This is a genomic window from Chitinophaga sp. CF418 (assembly GCF_900142925.1).
GTDB lineage: Bacteria > Bacteroidota > Bacteroidia > Chitinophagales > Chitinophagaceae > Chitinophaga.
In genome coordinates this window covers 427,482-450,845 of sequence record NZ_FRCN01000007.1, presented here as the reverse complement: position 1 = coordinate 450,845, position 23,364 = coordinate 427,482, and the positions used below count along the sequence as shown (strand labels likewise).

Sequence of the window (23,364 nt, the reverse complement as noted above, 5' to 3'; positions counted from 1 at the left end):
GGCCCTGTGCCACAATATACTCATCATGTTTTTTCAGCTGCCTGTGTCATTGCCGCGATTGGCTACCGGCACAACGATGACCCGGCATTGGCAAGGAAGAAGTTCAGAAAACCGAAGGAGGAATTGTTTATGCAAATATAAAGTAAAAGAGGGGTATGCCTTACCCCTCTTTTGTAATTCGTATATTCAAAATGTTTATTCTGGAAAGAAGCCTTGCCTTTCACTTTTATCTACCTCAAGGCCCTGAAAATACGATTCGTATAAGAAGAATCAACATTCCCTGCAAACACCATAATCCCCGCCTTACTACCACTTGCAGGCAACCAGTCCGCCGCAGTTATTGCACTACTCACGGAGTTATACTGCCTGGAAACCCCGATCATGGTTTTATTCGCTCCAATGGAATTAGCCCAACGGTTGAAGCGCGTCGTATTGTTCTGAGAATAACCCATATCCTCCACAAAATTCAGATACTGCGCTACCGACGGAGATTGTCCGATAGCATACCCTGCCTGTGCTCCGCTGTATATAGCAGCAGTATACACGGTGCTGGTACTATTAGAGGATAATGGTCCAAAGTAACTACCAAATTGCTTCACCAGGTTGGTAAAATTCGTATTGGCGGCCGTACTGCCCAAATGCTCCACATCAAGTGCAATCCCGTCGAAATGCAGCGAATCAATGATACAGGCTTTCACAAAGGAGGCAAACTGCTGATAGTTAAGCCCTTGACCATTGTAAGTAGTAAAAGGCGTAGTGGTGTTCCATGATGGAGCATCATCTACATTCATCAATACCTTCACACCTCTTTGCTGTAGCACACGCACATGATCCCGGATAGATTTATAAGAGTGATAATTAGGATTGACATTCAGTATATAACTACCTGAACTGCCATAGTGAACAGAATCTGCCATTTCCCAGGCAGTACCTTCAAACAATACCACTACATTCGCTTCATTGGCGAATTGTGTGAGTGGCAACTGATTGGGAGTAGCATCAAAGGCATAATACGCCACTTTAAAATGTGTGGGTAATGCTTCAACAGTGACATCAGGAGTTTCAGGCTGCGGCTGTTGCTCAGATTCTTTCTGACAGGAAACTACAACTGCCAATAAAGCAATACACAGGCTTGCAAAAAGGGATGTTTTCATAACTCAAGGATAGAGGGTTTACATGGAAATCTTGTCATTGCTAATTTAAATGATTCTATATTGCAAAATCAGCCTCAGCTAATCAGGACAAAGAATTCCTGCAACCATCAAACGTAGATTAATATAAAACAAAAACTCCCGGACAGTTTTCACCATCCGGGAGACAAAATATATAACTAAACAACTTTTACTTTAACGTCGCGACATCCAGTTTTGGTGCGTCCACCAGTTTATCCGTCATTCCTGTTGGCAGATAAGGTCTGCCCCCGGTCGCGGCTACACAGGTACCGGTAAACACTGCAGTAGTCATTACCTTACCATTCAGAATAATGGACTGTTTGAAATGCAGTCTCGGCTGACCACCGGCATCTGCAAACAACTCGCAGGTCACGGTAAATTCATCATCTTTCTTCAAAGAACGCAGGAACTTGATCGTGTATTGGGATAATACCATATGAATACCTTTGGCAGCTTCCTCAGCGAAGTCAAATCCCAATACCTCCCTGATATAGTCATGCCGGCAGTATTCCATATAGAAAGGGTAATATAACCCATCCATGATACCCTGTACGTCGATATGTTCCTCCTTTACCTTATAGATTTTTGAATATTCCATGTGTGACCTTTAGTTTTATGCCGGCAAAGATAAGCCTTGGCCGGCTGATTTCTTACATCCCATATATCCCCTATTATGGGGATATTCTGACAGATATTCTATGCTATAGCAGGCTTACGCCTACCGGAACTCATATAAAGAATAATGCCCTCCCGGAAAAGGAAGGGCATCATGTATTCAAATGGTTAAAACTATTACAGTCTGAATAATGCAGCGAGTATAATTCTTGTTTCTGATTTCACCAGGTCAGGACGCCAGTTAGGGTCCAGTGGCGTTGTAGTATAACCAGTCTGGGAAGTTACACCACCTTCTCCCGCAAAATAAGGTACATCGGAATGCCTGTTCACCAGCTCAAATCTGAAGGTGATACTCTGGTTTGGCATATAGTCAAAGTTGGTCGACATATCCCAGCCCTTAAATTTATCACCAGGATTAGCACTGAACGGGAACGCGCCTTCTGTTTTGGTAGGATCGAGCGGATTAGGTAAAGGACTCGCCTGGCCTGTTGGGTAAAGCACTAAATATCTGCCCGGATTCGTCATCACGCCACCGCCTACAGTCCATGCAAACTTGTTCCTGTTGAACCATACACGGTTATAGACCATTCCGCTCAGGAAATACTGTGCAGGCCCGTTTTTATCACTGTCTTTAAATCCATTCACGCCACCGCCTTTTTCAAAACCAACATCTCCCGTCAGAGAAAAGGCCATTCTGCTGATGCCTTTTGACTTCGGTTTATTATAATATCTCACCAGTAAGCTATTATCAGAGTGGAAACGTTTTCTTTCAGGTATACCTGCAGCGTCAGTGCCATAATAGTCATTCGTCAGCGCCTTCAGGTTGCTGTTGTCGGACATGTAGGTGAAGTTGAAACCGAATCCTGGCATTTTGTTGAACTTACCATAGCTCTGCCAGCCATTGATGATCCAGGGTTCGATCTTTATGTTTTTTGTAGGGAAGATCTGGATACGTAGTCCATTGAAGAACCAGGGAGTATTGTCAGAAGTAAAGGAAGCCTGGTATTCCCAGTTCTCCGGCTGATAGTATGAGTTCAGACCAACATAACTCATGAACATACCCGCGTCAATGTTAATACCATACCATTTATTGATGTGATATCCGGCATAAGCCTCGCTTAAATAACGGTATGCATTGGCTAACTGGTACTGTCCGCGATAAGGGCTGTAGTCATTACGTGGCACCACAATGGAACGTGTACCAAATTGGGTCATTACCCTTGCCCTGGCGCCTTTATAATAGAAATCGCCACCAAAGTGCAAGGCAGACAATTGAACTTCATTGTTACGGGCCAGTGCGGTAGATCCTACTACAGTATTATCATTGGGTTTATTGAACGAATGTGTATAGTTGATATCCATCATGATACTTGGGGTGAAGAATTTCATATTCTGAAATGCCGGATTCTCCCTTCTGTCGTTACCATTCTGCCAGGTCTGATCAATGCCGTCAAATGGTACTTTTTCCGTAGTTGCTGTGGTGTCCTGTGCGATTGTACAAATAGTCTTTGATGCTAATGCAAGTACTAGAAATGCTTTTTTCATTTGTTTGTGTTGTTTGGTTCCCATATTAAACAAGTTGCCTAATAATGCTGTACCATATGCCAAAGCATGTACCAGTTAGCGCAATAATAATTTCAGAAACCAACTCCAACTCCTTACCATAGCACATTTCAGAAGGAATCACAGCCCGGGCCATACCGGAAAAAACATAAAAAAAGCCTCTCATCTTGAGAAACTTTTATCAGAATGGCAGGTCATTCTCTTTTCTTCCCTGTTTTCTCAAAACGAACAGGGGTCATCTCAAAATGAGACGGAATTCAAGCCTGGCATGGCATCCCAACAGAACACAAATCACTATACATCATACGCTTATAAAAAGCAGCCACAAAGAGGCCTCACATTTGTCATTATAAGCCCGTCAACAGATTTATTATCAGTTGTCTTTTGTTAGGCTATAAATCTCTATTATAATACGTAGCGTTTGCTGTTCTTAAATTAGCTATCGGCTGGGGTACTTTTGTGCTCCGGCCTTTGTAATACCAACTATTTTTGCTGGTATCTTCATGTATATCCGTGGGCTACTGTTGTTCTTTTTCAGTATTCTGAAATCAATTATTAATATTTTTATTACTTTCCTGTTTTAATGTCCCGGAAAAGGACAACAGATTAAACGATTTTACCATTAATACAGCAGATCATATACTTTTAGCACTATGCAACAGCATCCAACAATTACGACATTATTCCTGGACATAGGCGGTGTACTACTAAGCAATGGCTGGGACCGCACTGCAAGAAGAGAGGCGGCCGCCAGATTCTCGCTGGATCTTCCGGAACTGGAAGAACGTCACCACCTCACATTTGACACCTATGAGGAAGGCAAACTGACACTGGACGAATACCTGCACAGAACGGTATTTTACGAACAAAGGTCTTTTACCGAAGAAGAATTCCGGGCGTTTATGTTCTCCGTTACTACGCCTATTCCCGAAATGATAGACCTCGTGTGTAAGATCAAGGCGAAATATGGTATCAAGATCGCCATTGTCAATAATGAAGGCAGGGAGTTAAATGAATACCGTATACGGCAATTTGGTATCAATAAGTTTGTAGACTTCTTTATTTCCTCCTGTTTTGTGCATTTCAGGAAACCAGATGCCGACATCTGGCGCATAGCACTGGATATCGCGCTGGTAAAACCAGCGGAAGTATTATATATCGATGACAGAGCAATGTTTGTATCTGTAGCAGAAGGTCTGGGCATCAACGGCCTTCAGCATAAAACATACGAAGCAACGAAAGAGAACCTGGCCAAATATGGCTTTGTAGTGGATTGATCCTGGCTTTGACACCTCCAGGATGAAGAAACCCGTTTCTATCTCATGCATCAATGATGACAAGGCGATAGAAACGGGTTTTCCGTATTATCTGGTGTTATATGTTCTGTACTATCTACTGCAATATTTACTTTCCCTATGCCCTTTTCCGGTATTGCTGCTGCTCCAAACCTTCCTTCGAAGGGATTTTTCTCTTTAGTATCTCTTTAACATACTTCGTTCTTTTCTCAAATACGAGATAAATCAGGTATGAACTAACCAGAGAGATAGCGATAGCAGAAAGGTAATAACCAATGGATACAACATTTATTGACTGACTTTTGGGGAATCCAAAGTGTACCAGAACATATACTATCGGCAGATGTGTCAGATATAAAGTATATGAAAAATCTGCCAGCCAGGTTCCAAACTTATTTAAAAGGATCGCCAATTTACCCTTCGGCTTACGGTGTATCACCTGCTGAACAATAATACACATGGATATTCCCAGACACAATTCACAGATAGTCTTTATATTATCAACATCATGCAATTTAAAAGTACGGCTCTCTCTGCCAAAGAACTGAAGAGCCATCATAGAAGCGATAAGGGCTAATACACCTCCTAATAAAACAAAATTATTCTTCTTTACATAAAAGAAGGACATAGCCCCCAGTAACCAGATAAAAAGATAGGTTACCTTGAGGCTGTCTGAAAAAATCAGGAAGTTAATAAAGAGAAGCGCAATGCCTATATACCGATAAGTGTTTTTCGTGGTCGTTAACCACCAGGCCGCTCCTCCCATTAAAACATAGAACCAGACCTCATATGCCAATGACCATAATGGTCCGCTGACCCAGGGTACCAATATGCCCTGCAACGAAAGTATATTTCCCAAATAGTCAATAACACTATATTTCTGACCAATAATCGTATTGCATATAAGAATTAATATCAACGCTGAAAGCAAGGGTAGCATTATGCGCACCGTTCTGTCAAGCGCATACGATTTAAGGTTAAAAGTTCCCGCTTTCAATCGCTGAATAACTTTTCCTCCAACCAGGAAACCGCTGAGCACAAAGAAAAGCAGCACCGCTTCGTGCGAAACGCGGGTAAGAAAGAAGAAGATTGAATTTTGTACCGTCTTGTCCTCAGGAGGCAATAAACCATACTCAACAAATAACATGGTGCGGCAATGGGTTGTAACAACAATCAGGGCCGCTAACCCTCTAAACAGATCTAACCAATAATAATGTTCAGCATTTTTGCTCTCCAACGTAACATGATTTTCTGAGGTTCGCATGACTACTAGTTTTTCATTTTTTCAGTGGACTGGTCGCTGTCTTGCAGACAGCTATAAACGTATATTCGGTTCTTATTATATGGGGCACGTCTTTTGGGATGTCGCGAATGTATGTAAATCCGGCTTTCCTGCAAAAGTTTTTTATTGCAATCGAAATCTAAATAACAGAAATCCAAATATCTTCCATCTAAATCATCCCGAAAAAATTTGATGATAAAACCACGTATATCCGCAACCTCAAAATTATAATTACGCCTGCCATAGTAGCGAATTCATCTTGGGAAGAAATGCTTCAATTAGAGAGAGAGCGTAAGTTATAACCACTTTCCCACGACAGGCTGCTGCACTACCAGCCGGTCACTCTCTTACTGCTCCACCGCCCTATTCCTATACTCCGACGGCGACATCCCCATCAACTTCGAAAACATCCTCGAAAAATAATACTGGTCCTCTACCCCCAACCTGTTCGCCACTTCCTTCACCGTAGCATTCGAAAACATCAGATACTGACACGCCTTCTGGATCTTCAGATGATTGAAATACTCTATCGGCGAATACCCTGTCTTCTCACGGAATACCGCCGAGAAATGAGAAACCGACAATCCCGCATAGCTCGACAGCTCCTGCAAGGTGATCACCTGATCCAGCCTTTTCTGCATCATACTTATCGTATGCGCAATGATATCATCAGCCTCTTCCTGCCCTGCATGATTAAACTTTTCCTCATATAATAACGAAGAAAGAAAATGATTAAAGATCATATTCACATATCGGAGATTATCCCCGCTATACCCCTTCTGCAGATTTAAACAGATCTCCTCAAACAAGCGGATACGGGTCTCATTATATGTCAGGTGCAACTTGTAGTTCTTCGCCCTTTGAAGGATCAGCTCTACTATAAAAGCCGAAATATCCCCTTTAAAATGTATCCAGTAAATTGTCCATGGGTCATGCTCGTCCGACATATATTTATGCGCCATACCGGAAGGGATAATCATCAACTGGGAGGGTAAGACATCAATCCTCTTTTTGTCTATCTCTATCCATCCCCGCCCTTCTATACAATAGATAATAATATGCTGGCCTGCCCCTGCAGCCCGCCTAATATAATGATAACGCGCTCTCGGATAATACCCGATATCAGTAATGTACAGCTGCCGGGTAATGGGATCCTTCGTCAGGAAATCTGCTGAGATCTTTTTAGGCACCACTATCAGCTGCTGCCCCTCAAACCCTTCCCGTTTTTTAAGTACTTTCTCTTTCATATTCATGGAATCCGGGACCAAGATACAAAAACCAGAAAATAATCCATCATTTTCATAAGAAACCCTATTTCCCCCCTTACAGCGAAACCCGAAATTTGATCCGTGAACTAAAACACAATTCCACAACATCAGCAAACCAACAACTGACAATCTATTCGGGTACTTAGTATCAATCAGCATTTCAAACACTGGCAAATTCATGTTATGAAAAAAATTTTATCCCTGTTTATCCTGCTGTTATCTTTAAACACATGGATATCAGCACAAGACAAGGCACCAGGGGGCAAGGTGCTGGATGCAGCTTCAGGTAAACCGCTACCTTTCGTCACCATCAACAACGCGACCAACAAAGGAGCTTCCATGAAAGCGGATGCTGACGGACAGTTTCCCCTGCCCACAGCAAAAGCCGTCCTCACTTTCCGGTTCGTGGGTTACAAGTCCCAGACCGTCACCTTCAATCCCGGACAGACATCGCTCGTCATAAGAATGGAGACAGAGGTCTCCGGACTGGATGAAGTCGTGGTGATCGGTTACGGTCAGCAGAAAAAGAAAGACATCACCAGCGCCGTATCCAGCGTGTCCAGCAAAGAGATCTCCGAACTGCCCGCTACCTCCATCAACAGCGCCCTGCAGGCCAGGGTACCAGGTGTGCAGATCAGCAGCGCAGGCTATCAGCCGGGCGCCGGTACAACCATCAGGATCAGGGGTATCAACTCTATCACGCAGGGCGACGGTCCCATTTATGTGGTAGACGGTGTCATCCTCACCGGCGATATCAGGGAGATCAACCCATATGACATTGAATCCATAGACGTGCTGAAAGACGCCTCTGCGGCCGCTATATATGGCGCCCGTGCAGCTGCCGGCGTAGTGATCATTACTACTAAGAAGGCTAAAACCGGCCGTGCTTCCGTTGACTACAACGGCTATTACGGCGTACAGAAGATCGTTAAAACCTACGATTTCATAGACGGCGCCCAGTATGGCTATCTCCGCCGCCTCGCATGGTATGATGAAAGTGCTACCGGCTGGCCAATGAATGACCCGGAAACAGACAAAAAGATATTCAGCGCCGTAGAACTGAAAAGTCTGGCGGAAGGTAAGACCTACGACTGGCCCGGCGCCATCACACAGGTTGCACAACAACAAAGCCATACACTGAGCATATCCAACGGTATCGGTAAGAATAAGGTGTACCTGAGTGGTAACTACCTCAACCAGGATGGTATTATCAAAGGCTCCAACATGAAACGCTACGCCCTGAAAGCAAACCTGGAATCGGCCGTAACAGACAAACTGACCATTGGCCTGAATACGAACTATTCCCACATTCAGACCAGTGTCGTTAGCAATGAAGCCTACTATGCCGCCGTGACCATGAGCCCTCTGCGGCCCATCTATGATTCAACAGGTAAAGCATCCATAGAAATAGATCCAAGCACAGGCAACCTCACAAACAATAATCCGCTTTCCCTTGCACTGGACGCTACCAACCGCCGCATAGACGACAGGCTGATAGGCAATATGTACCTGGATTATAAACTGCTGCCCGGCCTGAGCTTCCGCTCCAACGTGGGTGCAGATATCTATAAGAACCAGCAGTTTGAATACTACCCAAGAAACACCAGCGCCGGATACCTGCAGAAAGGCGTGGCCAAAGTACAGAACTTCGGTTACCGCGACTGGTTGTGGGAAAATACCATGACCTACGATTACAACCCTTCTGAGGAACATTCCCTCAACCTCCTCTCTGGTTTTACTTTCCAGAAAAGAAGACAGGAATGGAACTTCGAACAGGCTTCCGGCTTCCCGACAGATGAACTGACTTATAAAAACATGAACCTGGCCACCAGAAGGGATTATATTTCCAGCGACTACTTTAACTGGGCTACCAGCTCACTGCTGGGCAGGGCTATCTATAAATACAAACAACGTTATATCCTCAACGTCACCGCCCGTTACGATGGATCTTCCCGTTTCGGTGCAGAGAACCGTTACGGGTTCTTCCCCTCCATCAGCGGCGCCTGGCGCCTGATCGATGAACCATTCCTGGGCGTAAAGTTTAAATCACGCGTCAGCGATGCCAAGATCAGGATCAGCTATGGTGTGATCGGTAACCAGGACGTTTCCTACGACAAGATCTTCTCACAGATGAATGCCGCCACTTATCCCTTTAATGGCAGTACACAATCCAGCGGCTACCAGATAGGCAGCAACAAGGGGAACAGCGCACTGAAATGGGAAAGCCAGCATCAGTTCAATACCGGCTTTGACCTCGGCCTGCTGAACAACCGGATACAAATGACGTTTGACTTCTATAACAAGAATATCAAAAACCTGCTCTTACAAAACACACTGGCGCCTTCACAGGGCTTCGATGCTACTATGATCAATGTGGCATCTATGAACACAAGAGGTATGGACATCGGGCTGAAACTATACCCGGTTAAGACCCCTAACTTCGACTGGCAGATGGATCTTAACTGGTCTAAATATAAATCCAAAGTAACCGCATTGCTGCCAGGCAGAGACTCTCTTAGCCCTTACCTGAAAGTAGGTGAGGCGCCAAACAGCCTGATCGTCGATTATGTGTTCGATGGCATCTACAATAAAGGCGATGACTTCAAATTGAACCCTACCGGCAGACCAGGTGACGTACGTATCAAAGACCTGAACAATGATGGCATCATCAATCAATACGACAGGGCAATAGTAGGCCGTACTACTCCTAAAGCCTGGGGCGGTATCTGGAACTATTTCAGGTACAAACGCGTATCGATGACCGTATTTGCGAGTTATATGTACGGTCATGATATCTACAACAAGGCGTATATGGACTATGTCTATTCAGATGGCCGAAAGGTGATCCTGAAAGATGGACTGAACTATTGGACACCAGAAAATACGAATACCAACATTCCACGTCCCAATGCATTCGGCAGTTCTACCAGAACACTGCCACAGGGCTCTTCCAGCTTCGCGGTTCAGAAAGGAGACTTCCTCCGCATCAGGAATATCACACTGGCATACGACTTCTCACCGACCCTTTTATCTAAGCTGAAAATAAGGTCACTGAACGTATATGCCCAGGCATTGGAACCATTCCTGTTCACAGGGTATAAAGGAACTGATCCTGAAATAGGTGTGGCACAGGGGGCTTACGATATATATCCCCGCTTCAGGACCTGGCTGTTCGGTTTAAAAATGGGTTTATAATTTCCTAAAAATGATACTTATGCAAACGCATCGCTATATACTGTTGTTCATCGTACTCGCCGGAGTGTTCGCTTCCGGCTGTAGTAAACAGCTTGATATTAAACCGGAGGTCTTCGTTTCTCCGGAAGAACTATATAAAGACGAAGCCGGCATTACAGCTGGCATCACAGGCATCTACCGCCAACTGCTGGTCCTGAAAAGATCAGATTATGCCATAGTCGGCATGGTGGGCACCGATGAGGCAAAAATGACCATCTTCGTACCTACCTGGGGTCCTTACTGGCAGGGATTTGCAGCAGTGAACAGTTACTCGCTCCTCCTAACTGCCCAAAACGATGTAGTACAGGGCTTTTGGATCAACTGCTATAAGGGCATCAATAACGCTAACACTGCCATCAGGTATACACAGCAATCTGCCGTAAATGAAGACTTCAAAATGCGGGCGCTCGGAGAAGCAAAGTTCATGCGCGCATTGTTCTACTTCTACCTGGTACAGTTGTACGATGGCGTTCCGATGCCTACCGACGTTGAGAACCCGGATGCTGTCAGAGACGGTTATCCGAGAAGTACCGCTGAAGATGTATACAAGCTGGTGATATCCGACCTGCAGTATGCAGCTGAACACCTGAACAATAAAGGCAATAACGGTCCGGATGTGGGCCGCGCCAATAAAGAAGCAGCCATCGCACTGCTGGGTAAAGTATACCTCACCCGCAAGCAGTATGATCTCGCTAGAAGCACACTGGAACCATTGCTGACCTCTTCAAAAACCAGCCTCATGCCGGTATACGCCGACCTGTTCGTGGAGAAAAATGAAAACAATATCGAGTCCCTGTTTGAAATACAATTCTCCAATGAACCGGACAATACCAGCAATATGGCCAACAACACAGGCGCCTGGCAGATCAACCAGCCTAACCTGACCGGAGCTGGCGGCCATGTTATTATTCCTACCGATTACTTCTTCAACAGTTTCGAAGATGGCGACCTCCGGAAAGATGCCACATTCCGCACAGTGTTCTATAATGCCGCCGGTCAACTGGTTGACTACTCCTGGTGGGAAGATGTAGGCAAACCACATGTGAAGAAATTTGACATTACCACCGGCGTATCCGTGAGTGGCTCACTGTCTTCCAGGAATATGTACTATCTCCGCCTCGCAGATGCAATACTGATGTATGCAGAAGCTGTCAACGAGCAGAACGACGTACCAACCGCCCTGACCAACCTGAATAAGATCAGGCAGCGCGCCGGTCTTGGTAAATGGGAAGATGTTCATGGCGGCGTCCCCTCACAGGACCAGCTGCGCACTGAGATCATGATGGAGCGCATGCGCGAACTGGGCTTTGAAGGATGGAGATGGTTCGACCTGAAAAGGACCGGTACCCTGCTGAATGCCGTAAGGATGAACAATCCTGATGCAACGCCCAATATCCAGCCTAAACACCTGTTGTATCCGATCCCGGCAAAAGAATTTGAGAACAATCCGAAACTTACTCCTAAAGATCAAAACGAGGGTTATTAATCTATGAGGATCATCCGTAACATATCATTTGCCGGCCTGCTTTGCATGACATACGGGAACATACTGGCGCAGACGGTGACACCATCGGCCGACAGCCTTGTAGTGTCCAATGCGGACCTGAAGCTAATTGTGGATAGTCATACCGGTAGGGTCAGCTACCTGTTCAGCAACGGTGTACGGCTACAAAATACCATTGCCACCGTAGAAGAACTGAATAACGGTAAACTCTCCAGTACTGATTTCTCCCAACACAAGTACACTACTACTCCCATGCAGGATGCTTCCGGCAGAGGTGTTACCATATCGATCATACACAGCGACCCTTCCAGGTCTTTAAAACTGGAACAACATATTACCGTCTACGCACAATCGCCTCACCTGCTGCTTGATGTACAGGCCACGGGTGACGCGACACTGGAATCGCGTAACATCTCTCCATTAACCATTATCCCGGAACAGCAGGCTTACCTGTTTGTTCCGGGTAATGCGCCCCGCATCCTGGACGTTCCCTTCGACAATGATAACTGGGTGCCGGTCGTAACCCGGCAATGGCCTTCCGCATCAGGCATCAGTTATGAGTTCACCTCCGTTTACGACCAGCACAGCCTTTCCGGGCTGGTTACCGGTAGTGTGACGCACGACTTCTGGAAAACAGGTTTCCGTTACGGGGCAGCTAAAGAAACAGGCCGCATCGATTCTTTTATCGTATATGGTGGCGCCGCTACCGCGGATGATAAATCCCTGCCACCCGCGTACGGCGGATTGGATGGCACCCACGATCATGTGCCGCACGGTACTATGCTGGGTAAAACAGTAACCTCTCCCCTCATTTACCTGGCAGCTGGTACAGATACCCGCAAGGCGTTTACCACCTATGGACAGGTAAACGTACAACTGGCAGGCAGAAGCGAATGGAAAGGAGATGCCCCCTTCTACTGGAACAGCTTCGGCGTAGAAGGTGTATTGGGGAATACCAGGGTGATGATGCCTCCGGGCGTGATTAAAACGTCCGACTTCATTGCCACCCTGGACAACTTCAACAAATATGCCCCTCCGGTGCTCAGCGTTGACTCGTATGACCAATCTATATACACAACCTCACTGCTAACGTCTTTGTCCAGATATGGGCAGAAAAAGCGGCAACAAATGGGTTTCTACTTTATCCCCTTTGCCGTATGGACCTGGAAGAACTCCCTGGACAATCCCGTAGGGGGTACGCAAACGCCGCTGAGCGATGTCGTACTACGGGATAAGAACAGGCAACCGATTATGTATAAGGAAGGCGACTGGGCCTGTTACCCTATCGATCCTTCCCACCCGGCTACAAAGGCCTCCATCATCCAACAATTACAAAAGGCAAAGGCGATCCATGCCACCTTTATCAAAATAGATTTTCTCTCTGCCGGAGCTTTGGAATCCAGCACACGATACAACCGCAATACCCGCTCAGGTATGCAGGCATACAGCGAAGGACTGAAAATGCTCCGTTCACTGGTAGATTCCATCATGGGACCAGACGTCTTCATCACACAGGCTATCTCTCCCATGTTCCCCCATCAGTATGCGCATACCCGTTTCATCTCTACAGATGTATACTCCCATCTCAGAGATGATCAACCGGGATTCCCGCATTGGGGCAGTACAGCCGCCTCGCTCGCAGCCGGCTCTCATATGTGGTGGATGCAAGGCACATTATGGCCATTCACCAACCTGGACGTGATCGTGATGAAGAGCTTCCAGAATAATCCGGAACTCACGGAGCAGGAAATCAAGGTGCGCCTCTATGCCATGATGGTAATGGGCAGCATACTGGGAGACGGCTCTGACTTCAGACAGAAAATCGCAGCCGAAAGAGCGAAAAAGTACCTCAATCATCCCGCGGTATGCGCCTGGTTCAGTCATCCTGTTGCCTTTACACCGGTTAGCATGTCTGACGGCGACACCCAGGACCAGCAGATGACCTTCTTCCGCAAGGGAGATACTACCCTCCTCGCCATGTTCAACTTCATAAAGGATAAGCCCTTTGACGCCAGCTGGCAGACAGCAGACGTGGCTGATAAACGGCACTATGAGATCAGGGATTTTATGACAGACGCCGTATTGGGAGAGATCAGCAATGGCCAGTCCTCCTTTACGCTGACAGTGCCGCCCAAAGATGCATTATTAGTTAAACTGGTCCCACGGGATTAAACGCATAAATATAAAAGTGACCATATGGAAGTGACAGTCAGGATAGAAAGAGTATCCATACCCACGTACAAGACAGGCACACCGGAGAAACACCCTATGTTCCTGGAGAAAAGAGTATACCAGGGCAGTAGTGGTGTTGTGTACCCTCATCCCGTTATCGAGCAGATCGCTGATGAGAAGACCACGCAGGAATACACGGCCGTATTCCTGGAAAATGAATTCCTGCTGATAATGATCCTCCCTGAGCTGGGCGGACGTATACAGCGTGCATACGATAAGATCAGACAGAGAGATTTTGTGTACTACAACCAGGTCATCAAACCTGCACTTGTAGGTCTGGCAGGCCCCTGGATATCAGGTGGTATAGAATTCAACTGGCCCCAGCACCATCGTCCCAGCACCTTTCAAGCTGTTGATTTCACCACGGAAGAAAATGCTGATGGCAGCAAAACAGTATGGGTGAATGAAGTGGAAGTGATGTTCCGCACCAAAGGCATGGCAGGCTTCACGCTCTATCCCGATAAGGCTTACCTGGAAATAAAAGGAAAACTCTTCAACCGTACGCTTTTCCCTCAAACTTTCCTCTGGTGGGCCAATCCCGCCGTGAAAGTGAATGATCATTATCAGTCAGTTTTCCCTCCGGATGTATATGCGGTATTTGACCACGGTAAGCGCGACGTATCTGACTTCCCTATCGCAACAGGCACCTATTATAAAGTAGACTACTCACCGGGAACTGATATCTCCCGTTATCATACTATTCCTGTTCCCACGTCTTATATGGCTATCCGCTCGGAGTATGACTTTATGGGCTGCTATGAGCACGATACACAGGCCGGTATGTTACACGTAGCCGATCATCATGTGTCTCCCGGTAAAAAGCAATGGACCTGGGGCAATGGCGACTTCGGCTATGCCTGGGACAGGAACCTGACAGACGAAGATGGTCCTTATATCGAGCTGATGACCGGTATGTTCACCGACAATCAGCCGGACTTCTCCTGGCTGCAACCTAATGAAGGCAAGACCTTCGAACAATACTTCATGCCATATGCACAGACCGGGGTAGTTAAAAATGCTACCAAAGAGGCTATGCTGAATATGGAATGGCAGGAGCAACAACTGAGCATTAAAGTATACGCTACTGCCCTTTACAAAAATGCCGTGATCCGTCTGCTGAAGCAAGGCACTGAAGTACAACAATTCCCTGCATCGCTCTCTCCCTATGCTCCGTTCTCCACCACATACGACTGTGGTCCGAACGTAGTACCGGAGGATTGGAAAGTGATTGTTGCCGATGAAACAGGTCATACACTCGTATCCTGGCAGCCCGCACCACCAGTAGCGCATGAAATACCAGCGCCTGCAACTGCAGCTCGTCTCCCGCAGGATATCGAACAGGTGGAAGAACTCTACCTGAATGGACATCACCTGGAACAGTACCGCCATGCCACCTTCAATCCGATAGACTACTATGAAGAAGGATTGAGAAGAAGCCCCGGCGATATCCGTTGCAATAATGCCATGGGACTCTTATTGCTCCGCCGCGGACAATTCGTCAAGGCAGAACCCTATTTCAGAACGGCTATCAAAACAATGACCAGCCGCAATCCAAATCCGTACGACGGAGAAGTATATTATAACCTCGGATGCGCTTTATTCCTGCAAGGGAAAAAGACGGAAGCATACGATATATTGTTCAAGGCCACCTGGAATGATGCCTGGCAGCATAGTGGTTTCCTCATGCTGGCACGTATTGCCGCATCCGGCCACAAATGGGATGACGCTTCATCCCTCGTAAAAAAGTCCCTTGTGCGCAATTACCACAATCACACTGCCCGCCATCTGCAAACGCTCATCCTGAGAGAAAGAGGCCTGACGGAAGATTGTATTGATTTCGCAAAGGACTCCCTGGAAATAGATCCGTTTAACTACGGATGCCTGTTTGAATGGTATCTCGCCAGCAAAGACAACAGCGTACTGGAAAGACTGCGCACTTTAATGCGTGGCAGCCTGAATAACTACCTGGAACTTTCGCTCGACTATGCGCATGCCGGTTGTTATGCAACCGCCATCCAGGTATTACAATCATACCTCGACGCGCACGGTGCTACATCTCCCCTCCTGTATTACTACATGGGATGGTTCGCCACAAATAACAACGCAACTGAACAGGCAGGCACCTACTACAAACAGGCAGCAAAACAGGACTCCGGCTACTGCTTCCCAAATAAAGTAGAAGAAGTGATCATCCTGCAAAGCGCACTGGCTTCCAATCCATCCGATGCCAAGGCTGCATATTACCTGGGTAATCTCTGGTACGACAAACGGCAATATACAGAAGCCATCGCCTGCTGGGCGCAATCGGCCAGTCTCGATGATACTTTCGCTATCGTACACAGGAACCTTTCACTCGCTTATTACAACAAACTGTATAAAAAGGCGCAGGCCGTGGAGTTCATGGAGAAAGCATTCGCTCTGGCTCCCGATGATGCCCGCATCCTGATGGAGCTGGATCAGTTATACAAGATCACCGGCAGATCATCGCAGGAAAGGCTGGCCTTACTGGAAAACAATATGCAACTTGTAGAAAGAAGAGATGACCTTTACCTGGAGCGTATCACCTTATACAATAATCTCGGCGAATTTGAACAGGCGCGTCAGCTCCTCTCCCAAAGACAGTTCCATCCATGGGAAGGAGGCGAAGGCAAGGTAGTGGGACAGTTTATCCTCTGTCATACTGCCCTGGCAAAACAGGCCATACTACAGGAAGAATTTGAAGAGGCTATTGCACTGTTACAGGTACTATCCTCTTATCCTGAAAATCTGGGTGAAGGGAAACTGTACGGCGCCCAGGAGAATGATATCAACTACCTGTTGGGTTATGCCTATGCAGGACTGGGACAGGCAGAAACTGCTAAAAAACATTTCCTGGCAGCTACTATAGGTATCAGTGAGCCGGTACAGGCTATCTATTACAACGATCCGCAACCTGACAAGATCGTGTACCAGGCATTGGCATGGCAGCAACTGGGACAAGCGGAGAAAGCGCGCCAGATCTTTGAACGCTTCATCCAGTTTGGAAAAGCGCATCTCAACGATACTATCCGCATAGACTATTTTGCAGTGTCACTACCTGACATGCTGGTATTCGACCTGGATCTCAATCTGCGGAACCGTATACATTGTCTCTACCTGATGGGGCTCGGTCATCTGGGTCTCCAGCAGGAACAGGAAGGACAGCAATACCTGGATGAAGTATTGACGCTGGATGTCAATCACCAGGGCGCTACATTTAACCCATTCACAAAGACGATTCAATGCTAAATGTAAATAGCAGGGCGCTATCCGCAACCCGTACGCAGTACGGCGAATTGCGGGGAGCGCCCCTTTATATGATCACCCTTGAGAGCGCCACTGTCGTAGTACAACTGATCAATTTCGGAGCTACCATTACGGCAATATATGCACCAGATAAAACAGGCTTACAAAAGAATGTAGTAGCCGGATTCTTAAATCCAATCGACTATCTGCATAATCCTGCCTATTTCGGTTGCACGGTAGGAAGATACGCTAACCGCATTGCTGCTGGCCGTATCACAGTGGAAGAACGCGAGTACCAGCTTCCCATCAACAATGACGGGAATCATCTTCACGGTGGTTTCGAAGGCTTTCATACTAAGATCTGGCAGGTAACACAATGCAGCCAGAGCCACACAGAAGCCGGCGTCATCATGGAGTATATCAGTGCCGATGGTGAGGAAGGTTATCCTGGAAATTTAGTTACCAGTGTGCAATATGTACTTGACGATAAGAATCAGCTGCACATTCGTTATACGGCACATACAGACAAAAGCACACCTGTCAGCCTGACCAATCACTCGTACTTCAATCTCAGCGGCTTTGAACGACCATTGGTCACTGACCACTTGTTGACGATCAATGCGCAGACTTATACTGAAAAGAGCGACAGAAATATCCCTACGGGAAATATCCTGCCCGTAGCCGGCACTCCGCTTGACTTTACAAAACCAGCAAGGATTGGTGAGCATATCAATGAGCTACCCGCTGACAGGGGCTATGATCACAACTTCGTATTACAACCTGATTACATGGGCAAAGTCGCGGCAGCAATGCTGGAAGATCCTTACAGCGGAAGGATCTTACGCGTATTTACAGACCAACCCGGCATACAGGTGTACAGCGCCAATTACTGGGATGGCAGTATTACCGGACAACAAGGCAAACCATACCTCCAACATGGTGCGGTAGCCCTGGAAACACAGGCATTCCCGGATAGTCCGAATCATCCCCATTTTCCTGACACTATTCTTTCACCCGGTGATATTTATCGCCGGCATACCATTTTTGCATTTGATGTGCAATAAATTATTAAACTTGCTAGTTCCGTTATGAAACATTCATCTTTTAATGGCGCATACATACTGGGAATCTCTTTCATCTCCGCATTGGGAGGCTACCTCTTCGGATTTGACTTTGCTGTAATTGCAGGGGCGCTTCCATTCCTGCAAAAGCAGTTTGGGCTCGATGCTTACTGGGAAGGATTCGCCACTGGTAGTCTCGCGTTGGGGGCTATTATCGGTTGTATCATCGCAGGTTCCATGGCAGATAAATACGGTCGTAAGCGCGGCCTTTTACTGGCATCCGCTATCTTCGGTATCTCCTCCCTTGCCATGGCAGTCGCTCCTGACAGGAACCTCTTCATCGCTTTCCGCTTAGTTGCAGGCATCGGTGTTGGAATGGCCTCCATGCTGTCTCCCATGTACATCGCAGAAGTAGCGCCTGCCCATCTCCGCGGCCGTATGGTAGCCATCAATCAGCTGACTATCGTTACGGGTATTCTCGTCACCAATCTTGTTAACTATACCCTTCGCAATCATGGAGAGGATGCCTGGCGCTGGATGTTTGGTCTTGGCGTGATTCCTTCTCTCCTGTTCTTCATCGGTGCGCTATGGCTGCCCGAAAGTCCACGCTGGCTGGTAAAAGCGGGACGTTCTGCTGAGGCAAGAACAGTACTTAACAGAATTGGTGGGGACATTTTTGCAGGAGAATCATTGTCCGTAATTGAGGGTTCCCTCGTAGGTTCCGAACGAATGAACTTTGCTGATATCTTCCGCAAAGCAGTATTACCTGCTGTAGTGATCGGCATTATACTTGCCGTGTTTCAGCAATTCTGTGGCATCAATGTCGTATTCAATTACACACCTAGAATATTCAAGAGTATTGGCGTATCCCAGGACGGGCAACTTTTACAGACAGTATTCATCGGAGGCGTTAATCTTGCCTTCACCATCCTGGCTATGTTGCTGGTAGATAAACTCGGACGGAAACCGCTGATGTTGATCGGGGCCGGTGGATTGACTATACTATACATTATCGTGGTGCGGATGCTGGCATCAGGCTCAGAGCAGGTATCCTGGTATTTACTGGCGGCTATCGGCACTTATGCAATGTCATTGGCGCCTGTCACCTGGGTACTGATTGCGGAGATCTTTCCTAACAAGATCCGCAGTGCGGCAACTTCTTTCGCAGTGCTTTGTCTTTGGGCTGCATATTTTATTCTGGTGTTTACGTTCCCTATTCTATTCGATCGTCTCAAGGATAGCACCTTTTACATTTATGCAGGCATTTGTCTACTTGGTTTCGTGTTCATCTGGAAGAATGTAAGGGAGACGAAAGGAAAGACGCTGGAAGAACTGGAAGGCGTGATGATACATTAGCTTTCACTTGCTGTGGTTAACAAGAGTTGGACTCACTAATGTAATCGTCCGTCGTTTTGTTTTTGAACGACGGACGATTTTTGTTTAGAGCCTTGGGCTGCTTAAATGATGCAGGTACGTAGCGTATTGACGCAAAATAGTAACCGCCTGTCATCTCCGTAACTCGGTTTCAGGTGGGACATCGGGCTGTACCCCTCCTCGAGCACTTGCTATTGAGATTTATCAAGCGTAGGGGCTTTAGAATAGCCAGGAGGTAGCACCGGTTTCATATTGTAATTGCGGGCCTTCGCCCGGTTCCCCGCACGGCGGTGCCGCCGATCAAAACACCATAGCTGACCTACCTTACCAACCTCTAACAGCGTTACAAGCGGGCATAGTCCACAATACTATATGAAACCGAGCGAACGACGATACTAACACCAGTTGGCATCACCTCCAGACTAATGTCGCCACAGCTCCCGGCTTTAGTACGTATCTATACACATCCCGCTGCTCGCTCACAGAAAAAGCCCGCTCCTGCTGCGTAGTATTGATCACCACCATTACACGTGAACCATCTGTATTCAGGAATGCAACATTCTCCACTCCCTTATCTACCAAGGCAGAAGAATAAATCCTCTTAGCACCGGGACGCACAAACTTACTAAAATGCGCCAGCGCATAATACTCCACATTCCGGGTAACAGCACCATCTTTGGAGTTGACAGTTACTACTCCCCGACAAGTCATACACCCGCGATTCCCTTCACCTGTCCCAGGCTGATTGGTAGTCGGCCCATTCTTTTCATCCAAAGCCATATTCCATAAAAGCACATTCTTCGACCAGTTATTAATCGTCCCGATCAGCAACTGACGCACCATATACTGCAGGTTATCCGCAAAAACCGGCGACCAGCTCCCTCCTGAACACTCAGTAAAATAAAGGCCCTTCTCAGGATGCGCATCATGCACTTTAGTCATAGCTCCCACAGCACCCTCATAACAATGGAATGCCGCTCCGGCAGTATATCTCGCTATCAGGCTATCATCAAGAATAGAGATCGGGTACTCAGGACTATTCCAGTTATGATCAAACAACATAATCTTGGTCTGCTCACTCAGCCCCTCTTTCTCCAGCAAAGGCCCCAGATGATCTTTAATAAACGTCCCCTGCTCAGGCGCCGTCATCTTCATCGTTGGATAGAATGCCTCGTACTGCGGTTCATTCTGTACAGTCAGCGCCGTGATCTTAATGCCTGCCTCTCCAAAAGCCCGGATGTATTTAACAAAGTAACGCGCATACACCTCATAAGCATCAGGACGTAAAGAACCTCCCTCCAGTTTGCCACTCGTCTTCATCCATCCCGGCGCACTCCACGGGCTACCCATAATATGAATACCAGGATTGACCGCAACCACCTGCTTTAATACCGGCACTACTTCCTGAGTATCATGCTCAATGCTGAAATGCTTCAAAGAATCATCCCGCTGTCCACCGGGCATGTCATCATAACTGTAAGGGCTTGTCGAAAAATCAGAAGCACCAATAGACATACGAATGTAATTGATCCCTATCCCCTTCTCCGTACCAAATAGATCCTCCAGCAACGCCTGCCGCTGCCCGGGCGACATATACCGCTGCATCACATATGCAGAAGATCCCGTCATTGCTGCACCAAAACCTTCAATTTCCTGGAACTGCCGGCTACTATCCATCCGGATGTTAATGACAGCTGTATCCTTCACCCCTCCCAGCCCGGATTGCTGTGCCAATAATTGCTGCTGATCTGGCGTGGTGAGATAAACGGCTGCTGAATCATTGTGCTGCTTGTCACCTGTTTGCTGTCGGTTATTGCAGGCCACCAATAGGACGCCCATACAACAACTGTATATCCATTGTTTCATGTAGGAAGTTTTTCTGTCTGATGAATGTTTCTGATACCAATCCAACCTGCACTGACCTGCAAAAAGAAGGTCCCGTCCCATGAGAGACGAGACCAATCTTTTTCGTTAACGCTATCTTATATCCAATAGTAGCCAGAGCTAATAACCACGGCTTAGTAGCCGGAGTTTTGCACCAGGTTGGCGTTCTGGTCCATTTCACCCTGCGGAACAGGCCATAGCAGGCTCTGTTCCGTGAGGTGATAACCCAGGTTGACGCCTTTACCGTCGGTTACCGCCTGCATCACAGGAATAGCGCGATCGGTACGTACGAGATCATACCAGCGCTGTCCTTCGAAAGCCAGTTCCAGTCGGCGTTCCCGCTCGATTGCCAGACGCATTGCTGCCTGATCGGTGATGTTGAGCGGATTGAGTTTTACACGTCCACGGATCTGTGTAACGATGGCATTAGCACCTGTTACATTTCCCTGTTCATTCAGCGCTTCTGATTTCAGGAGCAATACATCTGCCAGACGATACATGATGATGTTCTGAGTGGCATCCGTTTTACGCATTTTGTAGAAGAAGGGGAAGCTGTCTAATGATAAGCGGGCATCACCCCATTTACCAGTTACATTTGCAAACGTGATCGTTGATCTGTAACGTACGCTGTCATTTGCTTCCCTGTATGCACGCATCAGGTCATTGCTCGGATTGCAGAACTTCTTCCAGTCAGTACCCAGGAACATACTCGTTCCCCAGTTACCACCTGTATCCCAGCCATCGAAGTTCAGTTCGAAGATGGCTTCTGCAGAGTTCTCATGTGCGCCATCCCAGAGGTTGTCATATACCGGCAGCAGGCTATAGCCCAATGCAATTACCTGGTCGGTGTAGGCCTGTACTTCAGGCCAGTTTATCGGTTTACGGGTAGCAGCTATCTTAGCCAGCAGTGTGTATACCGCACCTTTGGTTACAAAGCCTTTGTTTACTGCGGAAACAGGTACCGCTTCAACTGCTGACTTCAAATCGTTGGTGATCTGGTCGTAAACTGAGTCTGCACTTGTACGTCTGGGATATAACAACGGATAAATTTCCGCCAGGTTATCAGCAGTGATAGTAGGCAACTCTTCGAGTACCAGCGGCACATCACCGAATAACCTTACCAGGTCAAAGTATGCACGTGCGCGGATGAACTGTGCTTCTGCCACGATCTGCGCCTTACGGGTGGCTGTCAGTGATGCATCGGTTACCTTGGGAACGTTTACGATCACAGAGTTACAGGCTGAGATCTGGTTGTATAAATAACTCCAGTCACGGGCTACCCATGAGTTGGTGGAGAGTATACGGAATTCATCGATCTCAAAACCGGCAGCGTTGTCAGCACCTGCATAAGCATTGTCTGACTGCGCATCGCTGATATTGAAGTAATCCAGTACATAGTATTCGGCTGCATTACTGCGGAAGAAGGAATAACAACTAGCCAGCGCCGCTTCGGATGTAGCCGCGTCTTTGATATAGGAACCTGCTGTACCCTGCCCTTCATTACCAACAATTGTATTGGAGGGTGGCACCAGGTTCAGGTCTTTTTTGCACGCACCCAGGACCAGTGAAGCCAGTGCAGCTGATATGATGAGGAGACGGTTCGTTCTTTTCATAAC

General features: G+C 47.1%; 14 protein-coding genes. 7 read left to right on the top strand and 7 right to left on the bottom strand.

Going from position 1 to position 23,364, the window contains the following annotated elements:
* Window positions 1–230 precede the first annotated feature (230 nt).
* The 3 genes from F3I09_RS17900 to F3I09_RS17890 all read right to left on the bottom strand — a co-directional run bounded on the left by F3I09_RS17900 (window position 231) and on the right by F3I09_RS17890 (window position 3,332).
* Window positions 231–1,154, bottom strand: coding sequence for a glycosyl hydrolase family 18 protein (locus F3I09_RS17900; protein ID WP_149696395.1), 924 nt, complete (start codon window positions 1,152–1,154; stop codon window positions 231–233).
* Window positions 1,155–1,341: 187 nt separating this feature from the next.
* Window positions 1,342–1,770: a thioesterase family protein gene (locus F3I09_RS17895; protein ID WP_149696394.1), complete on the bottom strand. Its 429-nt coding sequence runs from the start codon at window positions 1,768–1,770 to the stop codon at window positions 1,342–1,344.
* A 194-nt stretch (window positions 1,771–1,964) separates the two neighbouring features.
* Window positions 1,965–3,332: a porin gene (locus tag F3I09_RS17890; RefSeq protein ID WP_149696393.1), complete on the bottom strand. Its 1,368-nt coding sequence runs from the start codon at window positions 3,330–3,332 to the stop codon at window positions 1,965–1,967.
* 671 nt (window positions 3,333–4,003) lie between these two features.
* Here F3I09_RS17890 and F3I09_RS17885 point away from each other — a divergent pair.
* Window positions 4,004–4,627 (top strand): HAD family hydrolase, encoded by a 624-nt coding sequence (locus F3I09_RS17885; protein ID WP_149696392.1) that lies wholly within the window; start codon window positions 4,004–4,006, stop codon window positions 4,625–4,627.
* A 136-nt stretch (window positions 4,628–4,763) separates the two neighbouring features.
* On the opposite strand, the gene F3I09_RS17880 is transcribed toward F3I09_RS17885, so the two are convergent.
* Complete coding sequence (locus F3I09_RS17880; protein WP_149696391.1) at window positions 4,764–5,909, bottom strand: acyltransferase; 1,146 nt, start codon at window positions 5,907–5,909, stop codon at window positions 4,764–4,766.
* Between the two features lie 365 nt (window positions 5,910–6,274).
* On the bottom strand, window positions 6,275–7,174 hold the full coding sequence (locus tag F3I09_RS17875) for an AraC family transcriptional regulator (RefSeq protein ID WP_149696390.1): 900 nt from the start codon (window positions 7,172–7,174) through the stop codon (window positions 6,275–6,277).
* Window positions 7,175–7,378: 204 nt separating this feature from the next.
* On the opposite strand from F3I09_RS17875, the gene F3I09_RS17870 reads away from it, so the two are divergent.
* The 6 genes from F3I09_RS17870 to F3I09_RS17845 are packed head-to-tail and all read left to right on the top strand — an operon-like array spanning window position 7,379 to window position 19,846.
* Entirely contained in the window at window positions 7,379–10,390 is a 3,012-nt protein-coding gene (locus F3I09_RS17870) for a SusC/RagA family TonB-linked outer membrane protein (protein WP_149696389.1), read from the top strand.
* 19 nt (window positions 10,391–10,409) lie between these two features.
* A complete protein-coding gene (locus F3I09_RS17865; protein ID WP_188133852.1) occupies window positions 10,410–11,915 on the top strand; it encodes a RagB/SusD family nutrient uptake outer membrane protein in 1,506 nt (501 codons plus the stop codon).
* Between the two features lie 3 nt (window positions 11,916–11,918).
* Entirely contained in the window at window positions 11,919–14,105 is a 2,187-nt protein-coding gene (locus F3I09_RS17860; RefSeq protein WP_149696387.1) for a hypothetical protein, read from the top strand.
* Window positions 14,106–14,129: 24 nt separating this feature from the next.
* Entirely contained in the window at window positions 14,130–17,432 is a 3,303-nt protein-coding gene (locus F3I09_RS17855) for a DUF5107 domain-containing protein (RefSeq protein ID WP_149696386.1), read from the top strand.
* Complete coding sequence (locus F3I09_RS17850) at window positions 17,426–18,493, top strand: aldose epimerase family protein (RefSeq protein ID WP_149696385.1); 1,068 nt, start codon at window positions 17,426–17,428, stop codon at window positions 18,491–18,493. Before F3I09_RS17855 ends, F3I09_RS17850 begins: the two co-directional genes overlap by 7 nt.
* Window positions 18,494–18,517: 24 nt before the next feature.
* On the top strand, window positions 18,518–19,846 hold the full coding sequence (locus F3I09_RS17845) for a sugar porter family MFS transporter (RefSeq protein WP_149696384.1): 1,329 nt from the start codon (window positions 18,518–18,520) through the stop codon (window positions 19,844–19,846).
* Window positions 19,847–20,275: 429 nt separating this feature from the next.
* Here the strand turns inward: F3I09_RS17845 and F3I09_RS17840 are convergent, their stop codons facing one another.
* Together F3I09_RS17840 and F3I09_RS17835 are read right to left on the bottom strand one after the other, a co-directional pair.
* Window positions 20,276–21,730 (bottom strand): glycoside hydrolase family 30 beta sandwich domain-containing protein, encoded by a 1,455-nt coding sequence (locus F3I09_RS17840; protein WP_149696383.1) that lies wholly within the window; start codon window positions 21,728–21,730, stop codon window positions 20,276–20,278.
* 152 nt (window positions 21,731–21,882) lie between these two features.
* Entirely contained in the window at window positions 21,883–23,361 is a 1,479-nt protein-coding gene (locus F3I09_RS17835) for a RagB/SusD family nutrient uptake outer membrane protein (protein ID WP_149696382.1), read from the bottom strand.
* Window positions 23,362–23,364: the final 3 nt, after the last annotated feature.

Bases quoted from the DNA above. Each gene is read 5' to 3' on its own strand.
- F3I09_RS17870 (WP_149696389.1), top strand. From the start codon at position 7,379: ATGAAAAAAATTTTATCCCTGTTTATCCTGCTGTTATCTTTAAACACA.
- F3I09_RS17890 (WP_149696393.1), bottom strand. From the start codon at position 3,332: ATGAAAAAAGCATTTCTAGTACTTGCATTAGCATCAAAGACTATTTGT.
- F3I09_RS17835 (WP_149696382.1), bottom strand. From the start codon at position 23,361: ATGAAAAGAACGAACCGTCTCCTCATCATATCAGCTGCACTGGCTTCA.
- F3I09_RS17850 (WP_149696385.1), top strand. From the start codon at position 17,426: ATGCTAAATGTAAATAGCAGGGCGCTATCCGCAACCCGTACGCAGTAC.
- F3I09_RS17865 (WP_188133852.1), top strand. From the start codon at position 10,410: ATGCAAACGCATCGCTATATACTGTTGTTCATCGTACTCGCCGGAGTG.
- F3I09_RS17840 (WP_149696383.1), bottom strand. From the start codon at position 21,730: ATGAAACAATGGATATACAGTTGTTGTATGGGCGTCCTATTGGTGGCC.
- F3I09_RS17895 (WP_149696394.1), bottom strand. From the start codon at position 1,770: ATGGAATATTCAAAAATCTATAAGGTAAAGGAGGAACATATCGACGTA.
- F3I09_RS17860 (WP_149696387.1), top strand. From the start codon at position 11,919: ATGAGGATCATCCGTAACATATCATTTGCCGGCCTGCTTTGCATGACA.
- F3I09_RS17845 (WP_149696384.1), top strand. From the start codon at position 18,518: ATGAAACATTCATCTTTTAATGGCGCATACATACTGGGAATCTCTTTC.
- F3I09_RS17855 (WP_149696386.1), top strand. From the start codon at position 14,130: ATGGAAGTGACAGTCAGGATAGAAAGAGTATCCATACCCACGTACAAG.
- F3I09_RS17885 (WP_149696392.1), top strand. From the start codon at position 4,004: ATGCAACAGCATCCAACAATTACGACATTATTCCTGGACATAGGCGGT.
- F3I09_RS17875 (WP_149696390.1), bottom strand. From the start codon at position 7,174: ATGAAAGAGAAAGTACTTAAAAAACGGGAAGGGTTTGAGGGGCAGCAG.
- F3I09_RS17880 (WP_149696391.1), bottom strand. From the start codon at position 5,909: ATGCGAACCTCAGAAAATCATGTTACGTTGGAGAGCAAAAATGCTGAA.
- F3I09_RS17900 (WP_149696395.1), bottom strand. From the start codon at position 1,154: ATGAAAACATCCCTTTTTGCAAGCCTGTGTATTGCTTTATTGGCAGTT.